Origin of the sequence: Aminobacter sp. Y103A, from assembly GCF_030294925.1 — a bacterium.
Lineage (GTDB): Bacteria > Pseudomonadota > Alphaproteobacteria > Rhizobiales > Rhizobiaceae > Aminobacter > Aminobacter ciceronei.
Genome location: NZ_AP017986.1, coordinates 5,454,359 through 5,467,125, shown reverse-complemented (window position 1 = coordinate 5,467,125; position 12,767 = coordinate 5,454,359). Strand labels below are relative to the sequence as shown.

At 65.2% G+C, this 12,767-nt stretch carries 12 protein-coding genes; 8 read left to right on the top strand and 4 right to left on the bottom strand.

What is annotated here, in order from left to right; all coding sequences use genetic code 11:
* The first annotated feature begins 483 nt into the window (after positions 1-483).
* Positions 484-1,998 carry an L-piperidine-6-carboxylate dehydrogenase gene (gene amaB, locus Amn_RS26870; protein ID WP_067965925.1) on the top strand — a complete coding sequence of 505 codons (1,515 nt, stop codon included), beginning with the start codon at positions 484-486 and terminating at the stop codon, positions 1,996-1,998.
* Positions 1,999-2,098: 100 nt separating this feature from the next.
* On the opposite strand, the gene Amn_RS26865 is transcribed toward amaB, so the two are convergent.
* A complete protein-coding gene (locus Amn_RS26865; protein ID WP_067956018.1) occupies positions 2,099-3,043 on the bottom strand; it encodes a thioesterase family protein in 945 nt (314 codons plus the stop codon).
* Positions 3,044-3,229: 186 nt separating this feature from the next.
* Here Amn_RS26865 and Amn_RS26860 point away from each other — a divergent pair, with 186 nt between their 5' ends.
* From Amn_RS26860 to Amn_RS26835, 6 genes are all read left to right on the top strand, one after another.
* Positions 3,230-3,610 carry a hypothetical protein gene (locus Amn_RS26860; RefSeq protein ID WP_169808297.1) on the top strand — a complete coding sequence of 127 codons (381 nt, stop codon included), beginning with the start codon at positions 3,230-3,232 and terminating at the stop codon, positions 3,608-3,610.
* A 93-nt stretch (positions 3,611-3,703) separates the two neighbouring features.
* Complete coding sequence (locus Amn_RS26855) at positions 3,704-4,234, top strand: copper chaperone PCu(A)C (protein WP_067956022.1); 531 nt, start codon at positions 3,704-3,706, stop codon at positions 4,232-4,234.
* Between the two features lie 4 nt (positions 4,235-4,238).
* Positions 4,239-5,885: a copper resistance CopC/CopD family protein gene (locus tag Amn_RS26850; RefSeq protein WP_286293998.1), complete on the top strand. Its 1,647-nt coding sequence runs from the start codon at positions 4,239-4,241 to the stop codon at positions 5,883-5,885.
* Between the two features lie 77 nt (positions 5,886-5,962).
* Positions 5,963-6,868: an NAD-dependent epimerase/dehydratase family protein gene (locus Amn_RS26845; RefSeq protein ID WP_286293995.1), complete on the top strand. Its 906-nt coding sequence runs from the start codon at positions 5,963-5,965 to the stop codon at positions 6,866-6,868.
* Between the two features lie 21 nt (positions 6,869-6,889).
* A complete protein-coding gene (locus tag Amn_RS26840) occupies positions 6,890-7,333 on the top strand; it encodes a nuclear transport factor 2 family protein (RefSeq protein WP_192313092.1) in 444 nt (147 codons plus the stop codon).
* A 37-nt stretch (positions 7,334-7,370) separates the two neighbouring features.
* Positions 7,371-8,234, top strand: coding sequence for an SDR family NAD(P)-dependent oxidoreductase (locus Amn_RS26835; RefSeq protein ID WP_286293990.1), 864 nt, complete (start codon positions 7,371-7,373; stop codon positions 8,232-8,234).
* A 13-nt stretch (positions 8,235-8,247) separates the two neighbouring features.
* Here the strand turns inward: Amn_RS26835 and Amn_RS26830 are convergent, their stop codons facing one another.
* The gene (locus Amn_RS26830) at positions 8,248-10,314 is read right to left on the bottom strand and encodes a putative bifunctional diguanylate cyclase/phosphodiesterase (RefSeq protein ID WP_154386763.1); all 2,067 of its coding nucleotides are present in this window, start codon (positions 10,312-10,314) and stop codon (positions 8,248-8,250) included.
* Between the two features lie 237 nt (positions 10,315-10,551).
* Here Amn_RS26830 and Amn_RS26825 point away from each other — a divergent pair, with 237 nt between their 5' ends.
* Complete coding sequence (locus tag Amn_RS26825) at positions 10,552-11,103, top strand: DUF308 domain-containing protein (RefSeq protein ID WP_067965929.1); 552 nt, start codon at positions 10,552-10,554, stop codon at positions 11,101-11,103.
* On the opposite strand, the gene Amn_RS26820 is transcribed toward Amn_RS26825, so the two are convergent.
* Both Amn_RS26820 and Amn_RS26815 read right to left on the bottom strand, forming a co-directional pair.
* Positions 11,104-12,129, bottom strand: a complete 1,026-nt coding sequence (locus Amn_RS26820; RefSeq protein WP_067956031.1) for a histone deacetylase family protein — start codon at positions 12,127-12,129, stop codon at positions 11,104-11,106.
* The gene (locus tag Amn_RS26815; protein WP_286293982.1) at positions 12,126-12,644 is read right to left on the bottom strand and encodes a GNAT family N-acetyltransferase; all 519 of its coding nucleotides are present in this window, start codon (positions 12,642-12,644) and stop codon (positions 12,126-12,128) included. Before Amn_RS26815 ends, Amn_RS26820 begins: the two co-directional genes overlap by 4 nt.
* Positions 12,645-12,767 lie beyond the last annotated feature (123 nt).

The window sequence follows — 12,767 nt, the reverse complement described above, 5'->3', positions numbered from 1 at the left end:
GCAAGATGGTGCAGCGCGGCGCCTCTTGCTGCATTGCACAAAACGCAAAGCTCCTATGCAATATCAACACTTTAAATCGATACGCAGCGGAGCTAGATATCAGTCATCGAATTTGTCGGGCCTACCTCCTCCCAGGTTTCCGACGAATAGGTCAGCGCCTACCTCCTCCCAGACGCTGGCCACAAATACGACACCCGCCGGACCTCCTCCCCCGGCGGGTGTTGTTTTTTCAGCCTCCCTCACATCGATGTCAGCTTCGCCGCGCGTACCGCGTGGCGCTGGATCACGTCTGGCCAATTCGCCGGACAGCACGCTCACAGCGATCGCCGATGTGGCGCTGAGGTGGTCGATCAGGCTATAGCCATTGCCAAGCGTCTTGCGGCCAAGGCCGTCGAGAAACGAAGCGATAATGCCCCGACCGACGACGCGAACACACGCGCAAACGGCCCCGGGGCGGGTGAGGAACGAGGAAAGGAATTCAGCATGAACATGACCAGCGAAACCGCCGCTCTTCTGGAGCGGCTTGGCGTTGCGTCAGCTGCCTTCACCGGCGGCGACCTGATCGTGCGCAGCCCGGTGACGGGCGAGCAGATCGGCGCGCTCAAGTCGATCTCATCAGCCGAGGCGGAAGCCGTAATTGCCCGCGCCGATGCCGCCTTCAAAGCTTGGCGCAACGTGCCGGCGCCGAAGCGCGGCGAGCTTGTCCGCCTGCTCGGCGAGGAGCTGCGCGCTTCAAAGGCCGATCTCGGCCGCCTGGTCTCGATCGAGGTGGGAAAGATCACCTCCGAGGGCCTCGGCGAAGTCCAGGAGATGATCGACATCTGCGACTTCGCCGTCGGCCTGTCGCGCCAGCTTTATGGCCTGACCATTGCCACCGAGCGTCCCGGCCATCGCATGATGGAAACCTGGCATCCGCTCGGCGTCACAGGCGTCATCTCGGCCTTCAACTTCCCCGTTGCGGTGTGGTCGTGGAATGCAGCCCTGGCCTTTGTCTGCGGCAATTCGGTGGTCTGGAAGCCGTCGGAAAAGACGCCGCTGACCGCCCTTGCCTGCCAGGCGATCTTCGAGCGTGCGGCAAAACGTTTTGGCGCTGATGCGCCCGCAGGCCTGTCGCAGCTTTTGATCGGCGATCGCGCCATCGGCGAGGTGCTTGTCGACCACCCCAAGGTGCCGCTGGTCTCGGCCACCGGCTCGACCCGTATGGGCCGTGACGTCGGCCCGCGTCTGGCCAAACGGTTCGCCCGCGCCATCCTCGAGCTCGGCGGCAACAATGCCGGCATCGTCTGCCCCTCGGCCAATCTCGACATGGCGCTGCGCGCCATCGCCTTCGGCGCCATGGGCACCGCCGGCCAGCGCTGCACCACCATGCGCCGCCTGTTCGTCCATGACAGCGTCTACGACCAGCTCGTGCCGCGGCTGAAGAAGGCCTATCAGAGCGTCTCGGTCGGCAGCCCGCTGGAAAGCTCGGCCCTCGTCGGCCCGCTGATCGACAAGGCCGCCTTCGACGGCATGCAGAAGGCGCTGAGGCACGCGGCCGAGGCCGGCGGCGAGATCACCGGTGGTGCGCGCGTCGACCAGGGCCATGACGGCGCCTATTACGTCAAGCCGGCACTGGTCGAGATGCCTGATCAGACAGGTCCGGTGCTGGAAGAGACCTTCGCACCGATCCTTTATGTGATGAAATATTCCGACTTCGATGCTGTGCTCGACCTGCACAATGCGGTCGGCGCCGGCCTGTCGTCGTCGATCTTCACGCTCGACCTGCAGGAAGCCGAGCGCTTCCTCTCGGTCGAGGGTTCGGACTGCGGCATCGCCAATGTCAACATCGGCACCTCGGGTGCGGAGATCGGCGGCGCCTTCGGCGGCGAGAAGGAGACCGGCGGCGGCCGCGAAAGCGGCTCGGACGCCTGGAAGGCCTATATGCGCCGCGCCACCAACACGGTGAACTACTCCAAGGCGCTGCCGCTGGCCCAGGGCGTCAGCTTCGACATCGACTGAGCAAGCCGACACCGGTTGCGGCGCTGGCATCGGCCACGCCACAGCCGCCGCATGACTTCAGGCGCCGTCCGCAGAAGCGGGCGGCGTCTCCGCTTGCGGTTCAGAGTGTGAGGTCGGGGATTGTCCATCCCGCCAACTCCGCTTGTGCTGCCGGCGCGATGGGCAGAAGCTTGCGCGTTTCCAGGTCGAAGCAGATGGCCACAACCTCCATCGAGCCGAACGGCCTTCCGGAGAACGGGTCGAGCATCCAGTTGACGATGTTCATGGTCCGCCCGTCGACGCGGGCGAGGCCGGAGCGCACCTCCCAGCAGTCGCCGCTTGCGGGCAGGCCGTCCACGCCGATCAGGAACTCGAGTGCTGCGGCACCGAAATGTGGTCCAGTCCTGTCGCTGTGGCGGGCGCAGGCCTCGCGCAGCGGCGTGATGATGTTGCGGACGCTGTCGGCCATGGCGCCGACGAAGGCGTAAGGCAGCATCCTGCCCCAGGGGTCACAGGCCTGATGCGGCACAGCGCCTTGGCCGAGCCGATGCAGGCCGAGTTGTTCGGCCCGCACGCCCGATGCGGATATCATCGTGGGAAGATCGCCTGTGCCACGCGGCATTGCCAGCCTCGGCGTCTCGGTGAGCTCGGTCGCAATATGATTGGCGAAGGTCTCAGGCCATGGCCGCCCGCTGCCGTCCGTCGATGCGACATGATGAAGGCGGATGCGAAAGGTCGCGGCGCAATCATTCGAGGCTGTGTCGAACATCATGGCAACGATGTCGGCCGTGCCGTTGCCTATGGCGGCGAACCCCGCCGAGATGTGCATCGAGCTTCCGGCCCGCGCCTCGCGCAGGAAGCGGATATGCATGGTCCTGACGGCCAATGTCGTCTCCGAGCCGACCGCCAACAGGCGGGGCAGGCCAGACCGGCCGAACAGCATGGTGATGGCCTCCATGCAGCGCGCCACGTAGAAGCGCGTGTTCATATGGCCCATTTCGTCGCATTCCCAGGTGGCGACGCCGCCGCGCCAGACGTCGCGCAACCCCGATATGCCAGCCTTCATGCGTATTCTCCCGCGCTCGACTGCAAGTCGTACCGGTGATGGCAATGAAGGCCATCGTCCGATGCGACGATGGCCGACGGGAGAGACGGGCGTTCGCTCGAACAAAGAATTTGTCGCAGCGTGGTCCATTTTCGCTTTCGTGCCATCGATGCTATCAGTGGCCCCGAAAAGAAAAGGTCGCGACGCTTGGTCGGATTTCGCCGCAAGGGATTTGGGTTCGGGGTCGCGCATGTCGCGGCGCTGATGCTCGTCCTGCAGACGGTGGCGGGTGCCGTGGCGCTCGGCCAGGGCACGCCGCCGCTCGACATTTTCGGCAACCCGCTCTGCATCACCTCGGCAAGCGGCCACACCGCACCGGCCAAGAGCGAACATCCTGCCTTGACCGCGTGTTGCACGCTTGGCTGCAACATGGTCTCGCCGCTCGCGGTGATGCCGCCCGATGGCGCTGGTCTTCTGCTCGGGCGCCAGATCGAGACAAAGACCGTCTTTCTGGCGCTCAGACCCGATGCGGCGACAGCGCCGGAGCACGACCCCGGAAATCCGCGCGCGCCGCCACCACTGGTCTGAGACGGCTGCCGCATAGCTGCAGCCGGACGAATTCGCATATCTCGACAGACCCTGCGCCGCATGTGCCGGCGCCTTAGACATCCGGAGTTTTCCATGACCCGTTCCGCTCGCGCCTTTTCGCGCCCGCTTTTCCGCAGCTTCGAGGAGCGTATCGGCATCGCCGTCTTTGCGCTGCTGCTGCTCTTCGCTTCGACCCAGCAGATGCTCGCCCATGGCTTCAAGGCGGGCGATCTCGAGATCGGCCACCCCTGGTCGCGCGCTACGCCGGCCGGCGCCAAGGTCGCTGCCGGTTATTTGACCATCACGAACAACGGCAGCCAGGCCGACCGCCTGGTTTCGATCCAGTCCGACGTTTCCGAAAAGGCCGAGATTCACGAGATGGCGGTAGACGCCAAAGGCGTGATGAAGATGCGCCAGATTACCGACGGCCTCGAAATCCCGGCCGGCGGCGAGGTCGCGCTCAAGCCGGGCGCCTACCACATCATGTTCATCGGCCTGAAGGCGCCGGTCAAGGAAGGCGACAAGTTCTCCGGCACGTTGACCTTCGAAAAGGCCGGTACGGTGACCGTCGAGTTCCAGGCCGACAAGATCGGCGGCCAGAGCCAGGACCATTCGGGCCACTGACATCATGGGCGCGCGCTTTCCTTGCCTGACCGGGGGCGGCATTGTTGGCGACAGCGCGCGCCTGCTCGTTTTCCTGTGCGGCCTGATCATGGCCGCCAGTGCCTTTCTGGGCACGACGTCGGTCGCACGTGCTCATGCCTCGTTACTGCGCTCGACGCCTGTCGAAGGTGCGGTGGTGCAGGCAGCCCCCGCCGAGCTCTTGCTCGGTTTCAGCGAGACTGTGGCGCCGCTGGTCACCGAGCTGATTGGCCCCGACGGCACCAAAACGCGCCTGACAGCCAAGGCAAATGGCGCCGACCTGGCGATTGCCTGGCCGGGCTGGAAGGCCGAAGGCACCTACCTTTTGTCCTGGCGCGTCGTCTCTTCCGACGGGCACCCTGTGGCGGGCGTGTTGTCCTTTTCGGTCGGCAATCCGAGTGTCACGCCTCCCGCTGCACCTGAGCTGAACGACACGTCGATGCGACTTGCCATCTGGAGCGCCAAGCTGGTGCTCTATCTCGGCCTGTTCCTTGGCGTCGGTGGCGCATTCGCGCTCGCCTGGCTCATGCCCGGCAAGCACTCCGGTGTCGGTGTCATCGGCGCGCTGCTCGTTGCGGGCCTTGTCGCAGCACCCGTCTCCTTCGGGCTGCAAGGGCTCGATGCGCTCGGCGCGCCGCTCGCATTGTTCGGTCAGGGCATGGGCTGGCAGGCGGCGGCTGCGACCAGCTATGCCTTCACCGCGGCTATCGCCTTCATCGCCCTGTCGCTGGCGCTGCTGGCACTCGCCAGCGATGCCAGCCTGGCCCGTTGGCTGTCGCTTGCCGGCCTCGTCGGCGTCGGCACCGCCTTGGCCGCGAGCGGCCATGCCAGTGCCGCAACCCCGCAATGGCTGACGCGTCCGATGGTGTTTGTCCATGGGACCGGCATCGCCTTCTGGGCCGGGGCGTTGCTGCCGCTGGCCTTTTGCTGGCGCGAAGGTGGAGAAAGCGCCGAGCTGGCGCTGCGACGGTTTTCGGTGGCCATTCCCTATGTGGTTGCGGCGTTGGTCGCCGCCGGTCTCGTGCTGACAGTCATCCAGGTCGAGGCAGTTCCCGCGCTCTGGCATACCGGATACGGGCTGCTGCTGTCGGCGAAGCTGGTGCTGGCTTTCGCCCTGCTTGCGCTCGCCGGTTTCAACCGTTGGCAGCTGACGAAACCGGCCTTGGCCGAGCAGCGTGGGGCACAGCGCCTGCTGGTGCGCAGCATCCTGGTCGAGACGCTGCTGATGGTCGCGATCCTCGGTCTCGTCGCCGGCTTCCGCTTCACGCCGCCACCGCGCGTTCTGGCTATCGAGACGGCGGCGCCTGCAGCAATTCACATCCATACTCCGGAGGCCATGGCCGACTTTGCCCTCAGCCCCGGCCATGCCGGCGCTGTCAGCGCCTCGATCATGGTGATGACTGGCGATTTCGGCCCGCTCGACGCGCGCGGCGTCGTGCTGCGGCTGAGCCAGTCCGGCTCGACCGAAATCAAGGCCGACGCCTACAAGCCCGGCGACGGCACCTGGCGAATCGACAGCCTCGACCTGCCGGCGCCGGGCATATGGGCCGTCGCCATCGACATCGACATGGCGGAAGGGCAGGTGGTCACTCTGGACGGCGCGGTCGCCATTCGTCCTGCCACCGGCTGGTAGTCGATACGGACGATGCCGTACCCGTGACGCTGCCTATCGTCCGGCCATCTTTTTTGCAGATGCCCGGGAGCGCGCGCATGAAAATCCTCATCATTGGCGGAACGGGCATGATCGGCGGCCACACCGCCGCCTACCTCAAGGCTCAAGGCAACGAAGTGGTGCTGGCGGCACGCAAGCCGGCACCCGAGACGACCCCGATGGCGGCCTATCCGACCATCTATGGCGATTACACCAAGGGTGATTTCTTGGCTGCCGACCTCGCGCCATTCGACGGCATCCTGTTTGCCGCCGGCAACGACATCCGCCACCTGCCCAAGGGCGTCGACGAGAACGAGTTCTGGACCAAGATGCAGATCGAGGGCGTGCCGACCTTCGTCGAGTTGGCGCGCAAGGCCGGCGTCCGTCGCGTCGTCCACATCGGCAGCTACTATCACCAGGTCATGCCGAACCTGGTGGAGACAAACGCCTATGTGCGTGGCCGCAGCCTTGCCGACGAAGGCGTGCGTGCGCTTGCGACCGCCGACTTCAACGTCTCGACGCTCAACCCGCCGTCGATCGTCGGCTATGTCCAGGGTCTGCCGACCAAGCGCTACGAGAAGCTGATGGCTTATGCGCGCGGCGAGACGCAGATGCCGATCTTCGCGCCGCCCGGCGGCACCAACTACATGTCGGTGCAGTCGCTGGCGGAAGCCATCTGGGGAGCTTTCCAGCGCGCCGAGAGCGGCAAGGCCTATCTGGTCGGCGACGAGAACCTGACGTTCCAGCAATATTTCCAGTCGCTGTTCGACGCCGTCGGCAATCCGCACCGGGTCGAGGAGCGCAATGAGGAGCACCCGCTTTTGCCCGACATGTTCATCGTTCCGGGCCGTGGCAACATCCTCGCCTACGAGCCTGAGGCCGAGGAGACCAAGCTGCTCGGCTATCGCCGCAACGACGTGCAGCGGGCGCTGCGCGAGGTCTTCGCGCAGGTCTCGGGCCGGTAGCGCTTCTCCGGGGAGGACGTCATGGCCGACAATCAGGCGGATCTGCTGATGGAAGTGGCGCTGCGGCGGGTGTCGGAGCGCTATGCCTATGCCGTCGACACTGGTGATGGCGACCTGCTCGCCGCGCAGTTCACCGCTGATGGCGCGGTCATCGCGCCGCGTGGGACCTTCGAGGGTCTCGCCCAACTGCGCGGCATTCCAGCGATGGTCGCCGGCCGCTATCTCAAGACTTTCCATGCCGTGCTCAATCAGGCGGTCAGGCCGGTCGAGGGCGGTGCCGAAGGCGAGACATACTGCATCGCACGGCACTATTTCCGCGATCCGGCCGGCCGCTACCTCTGCTACGAGATGACCATCCGCTACCAGGATCGCTTCGTTCGCACCCCTGACGGATGGCGCCTTGCGCGCCGCGAGCTGGTGGTGGTCGGCACCCACACATATGAGGCGCAGGACGCGGCGAGCTGAGCCGCCTGTGCTTGAACCGTCGACTGCGGAGGACAAGATGACCGACGAAATCTCCATCCTTGGCCTCGCCGGCAAAGTCGCGCTGGTAACCGGCGGCGGCGCTGGCATCGGCCGCGCCACGGCCGAACTCTTTGCGCGCGCCGGCATGAAGGTTGCTGTCGCCGAGATCGACCCCGTTCGGGTGACATCGATGCGCGAGACGCTGGGCCCCGATCACCTCGTCGTCGAAGCCGACGTACGCAAGGCGGATGACGTGGCGCGCCTTGTCGAAGCGGTGCGTGGCAGCTTCGGCCGGCTCGATGTGGTGGTCAACAATGTCGGCGACTATCTCGGCTTCAAGACGCCGTTCGAGCAGTCGACCGAGGCCGAATGGAACGCGCTCTACCACGTCAACTTGCTGCACATGTTCCATGTCAGCAAGGCGGCGATCCCGCTGATGCGGGCAAGTGGGCAAGGCGGCAGCATCATCAACGTTTCGACCATCGAGGCCTTCCGCGGCATCCCGATGACGGTTGTCTATTCGGCCTTCAAGGCAGCGGTCACCGGCTTCACCCAGAGCCTCGCCGTCGAGCTTGGCCAGCATGGCATCCGCGTCAACGCCATTGCGCCCGAGACCACCAATTCGGCGCAGATCGTGGCGACGCCGCGCGTGCCCAAGGAAAATCTCGAGCACCTCAAGCGCTGGTTCCCCATTGGCCGCTTTGGCGAGGGTTCGGACTCGGCGGGTGCCGCACTGTTCCTGGCGTCGGACACGCTGTCAGGCTGGGTGTCGGGCACGACGATCCTTGTCGATGGCGGCGCGCTTGCCGCCGGTGCCTGGATGCGCATGGCCAACGACGCCTGGACGCACCTGCCTGTCATCCAGTCCGACGGCTACACGCCACGGCCGGAAGCGCGCTGAGGCCTGACAGGCTTCAGGCAGCGCTCGACCGCTGGAGCTCCGAGCGCATGTTGCCGGGAGCTTCGTTGCGACCGACGAGGCTTGCAATCTCCGACAGCGGCAACGGCCGGCCGAACAGGAAGCCCTGCATCTCGGTGCAGCCTTCGGCGCGCAGGAACTCGAAGCTTTCCCGCTTTTCCACGCCTTCGGCCAGAACCGGGATGCGCAGGTCGTTGGCGAGCAGGATCGTTGCCCTCACGATCGCTGCGGCTGCGCTGTCATTGCTGACGTCCTCGACGAAGGAGCGGTCGATCTTGACCCTGTCGAAGGGGAAGATCTGCAGCGTCGACAGCGAGGAATAGCCGACGCCGTAATCATCCATGGCGATGGTCACGCCGAGCGCCTTGAGCTGGCGCACCACGTGCAGGGCGCGGTCGCGGTCCTCGATGATGCTGGCCTCGGTGATCTCGAGCTCCAGCCGCGAGGCCGCAAGGCCGGTCGAAAGCAGCGTCTCATGCACAACCTTGGTCAGGTCGGCCTGCACCAGCTGGGCGGCGGCGATGTTGACGGCGATCTTGTAGGGCTTGCGCCAGCCGGCAACCTCGGCGCAGGCGGTCTTCAGCACCCACTCGCCGATCGGGATGATCAACCCATTCTCCTCGGCGATGGGGATGAATTCTTCCGGCGCAACGATGCCGCGTTCGCGATGATGCCAGCGCAGCAGCGCCTCATAGGCGGTGACCTCGCCAGTCTTCATGTCGAGCTGCGGCTGGTAATAGAGTTCGAACTCGTCGCGCTCCAGTGCGTGCCGCAGTTCCATGGCGAGCGCGCTGCGCTCGCGCCGGCCCTCGTCCATCGAGCGGTCGTAGTAGCAGACCTTGTCTGTTACGGCGCGTTTGGCGCGGTACATGGCAAGGTCGGCCGCGCCGATCAGCTCGTCGGCGTCGCTGGCGTGGTGCGGGAACAGGCTGATGCCGATGCTGGCGCCGACGGACAACGTCTTGGACTTGTTCTGGATCGGGTCGAGCACACCGGAAATCAGCCTGATGACGAAGCGATCGACCTCTTCCTTGCTCGAAATGTCCTGCTTGACGGCGATGAACTCGTCGCCGCCGACGCGCGCCACCAGTTCACCGGGGCCGGTCAGGATCTTCAGCCGGTTGGCCACCGTCTGCAACAGCAGGTCACCAGCGTGGTGGCCGTGGACGTCGTTGATCTCCTTGAAGCGGTCGAGGTCGACCACAATGACAGCGGCTTCCTTGCCGGCGGCAGCACTGCGCTTGAGCATGCCGGGCAGGTTGTCGGACAGGAAGGCGCGATTGGGCAGGCCGGTCAGCGGGTCGTGCTGGGCGGCATGGCGGAAGCTGTCGACCAGTTCGCGCTGCGACTTGGCGTCCATCACGTAAAGCGTCAGCCCAGCGATGATCGCCATGGTGGCGAGCACCAGAACGGCGAGGAATTCGCTCGACAACACCTTTGTCGGCACCGGAACCGACGGATCGGGCACAATGGTGGCAGCGCCCATGGCAGTGAAATGCATGGCGCAGATGGCAAGCACGAGAGCCAGCACCGAGAGCGGCTTGGCGTAGCGAATGCGCTGCCGTGCCGCCAGATGCATGGCGAGTGCGCCGAAGGCTACGGCAAACAGGATCGAGGCCTCGACGAGACCGGCATCCCACTCGATGCGGCCGGCGATCTCGAAGCCGCGCATGCCGGTGAAATGCATGGCAACCACACCCGCGCCGATCACCGCGCCGCCCGTCTCGACCGGCAGTCCATTGGGCGGGCTCGCTGAAAGATGCAGTCCGGCGGCGGTGAAGGCGATGGCGATGAGCAGCGAGGCGATGGTCAGAAGCGGGTCGAAGGCTGCCTCGAACGGCAGTTGGAAGCCAAGCATGGCAACGAAATGTGTGGTCCAGATCGCGGCACCGCAGGCGATGCCGGAAAGCATGATCCAAGAGGAGCGGGCACTGGCCGAGAGACGAGAGGCACGCTCGAAAAGCCGAATAGTCATGGCCGCGCCGGCAATACAGACGATCGCGGCGACCACGACGAACGAATAGTCATGCTCGTAAGCAAGACAGGAAATGACCTTGAACATTGCCACGCCCCCATGCCCGCCAAGACTGTCTGGTCAGGCCGTGGCTAAGTCTCCTCCCGAAAGATGAAAGAAATTCCTAATCTAAGCAGGCTTTTATTCACGCGGTACGCGCATCTGGTCGCGGTGTACGCGCTGCCCGCGAGCTGTCCGCCGCGGGAAGGCTATCACAGCATCACGGTTGCGAACCGCGCGCATTTCTTCGACAAATGGTTGTCTCAGTCTAAGCAGGAGCAGGGCATGGCCGACGGCAAGACCAAGCGGTTCGACGCGACGCTGACGGCGTTGCGGGGAGTTCTGATCGCGGCGGCGGCATTGGTCGCCTTCTTCTATCCGTCCCAAGCGGTGCAATTGCTGGTGCTGGTCGGCGGCGGGCTGTTGCTCGTCGACGGCATTTTGGGCCTGGTGACGCTCGACCGCTCGCCGCCACGCACGACCGGCCAGACGCTCGGGCTGGTCCGCAACCTGTTGTCGATCGCCGCGGGCGCGATCGTCGTCGCCAGCGGCCTGTTGACCAGCGTGTTCACCTTGTCGGCGCTGACATGGATCGTCGGCCTGCTGGCGCTGCTCGTCGGCCTGATCGAGATGGCGTCGAGCTTTCTCGATAGCGAGCGGCAGACGCGGCTGTGGCCGACACTTGTCGGCGGCGCGGTCTATGCCGCCTTTGGCCTGGCGCTGATGTTCGTGCCGCTTTCAAGCGCTGAAACGCTGCTGCGCATCGCCATGATCCTGATGCTCGCCTATGCGCTGCTGTTGTTCTACCGCGCCTGGAGCATTCGCGCGGCGCGCTAACTAGTTCGCGCCGGAAAAACCGGTGAGGAAGGCGGTCAGGTTGTCGCCGAGCGCGTCACAGAGATAGCCGCCCTCCTGGACGATGACAGTCGGCAACCTTAGCTGGGCAATCGCCTCGGCAATGCGCGCAAAGCCCGATGTCGTCACCGACAGGCCGCCGAACGGGTCGCCTTCGAAGGCATCGAGCCCGAGTGCCACGACAAGCGCGTCGGGCGCAAAGGCCCGGATGCGGCTGACGGCGTGGCCGAGCGCCTCCAGGAACTCGGTATCGCCCGACTTGCGCGCCAAGGGCAGGTTGAGGTTGTAGCCGAGACCGGTAGCCTCGCCGCGCTCGTCGGCATGGCCCCAGAAGAACGGGTAGAAGCGGCTCGGATCGGCGTGCAGCGACACTGTCAGCACGTCCGGTCTCGCGTAAAAGATGCCTTGCGTGCCGTTGCCGTGATGAAGGTCGACATCGAGGATGGCGACTCGCGAGGCGGTCGCCCGCAGCCGCTGCGCGGCAATGGCCGAATTGTTGAAGAAGCAGAAGCCGCCGGCGACGTCGGCAAAGGCATGATGGCCGGGCGGGCGGCACAGCGCGTAGGCCGCCGGTTCACCCGACATCACCGCCTCTGTGGCGGCGACGGCACTCCATGCGCTCCAGCAGGCGCTGTCGAAGGTCTCTGCCGAGATCGGGCAGGCGGTGTCGGCCATGTGGTAACCGGCCTGGCCGGCCGCACCCGCTGGGTAGCTGCCATTGCGGGCAAAAGGATGGACGTTGGGAATGACCTCGGCGGAAGCGCCCTCCATGCGCTGCCAGCGCTCGAAGATGTGGGTGAGGAACTCGATGTATTCGGGCGTGTGGACCGCAGCGATCGGGGTGAGGCCGTAGCTGGCCGGGCGATGGATCGTCGAGCCGGCCGCCCGGGAGCCCGCCAGCAGGCGCTCGACGCGTTCGGGCTGTTCCGGATTGGGCTTTTGCATTCCCATCGACAGGAACGCCTTGGGGTCGTGCCGCTTCTGCTCCTCGGCATAGAAGGTTTTCATTCCGGCTCCCCTGTCGTTTGGCTCAGCGCCTGGAATGTCGGTCCGCCGGCAATGTAGGACCTCTGGTCCTTCGTCCAGGCCAAGCCGAGCCTGGTGTAGAAGGGATGCGCCCGCGCATTGTCCTCATCGACCGCGAGCCTGATGTAGACGCCGCCTCTGTCCCGGCAAAGCCGGGCGACATGGCGCAATAGCCGCTCGCCGATGCCGAAGCTGCGGAATTGCTGGTCGACGAACAGGTCCTGCACGAAGACGCCCGGACGACCATACCAGGTCGAGAAGATCGGAAAGAACAGGCACATGCCAGCGAAAGCGCCGTCGATCTCGGCGATGACCGCTTCAAAGGCCGGCTTTTCGCCAAAGCCGAAACGCCGGATGTCGTCTTCCGTGCAGGCGATGCCGTCAGCCTCACCGACATGCGCGGCAAGGCCGATGATCGCCTTCATCAGCAACGGCGAATCGCCAGTGGTTGCCGGCCGGATGAGAATGGCGGCCGGTTCTGTCTTCTTGGCGCCCATTGGCTTGTTCCGCATTCAGTCGCGGTATTGATAGCATCGAGGAAAGGGCCGGGGAGCGGGATTCGGTCTCTGGCGCAAGCATCGCGGCATCATGGCCCGATGCGCTGCAACTCGCGCTTGGCG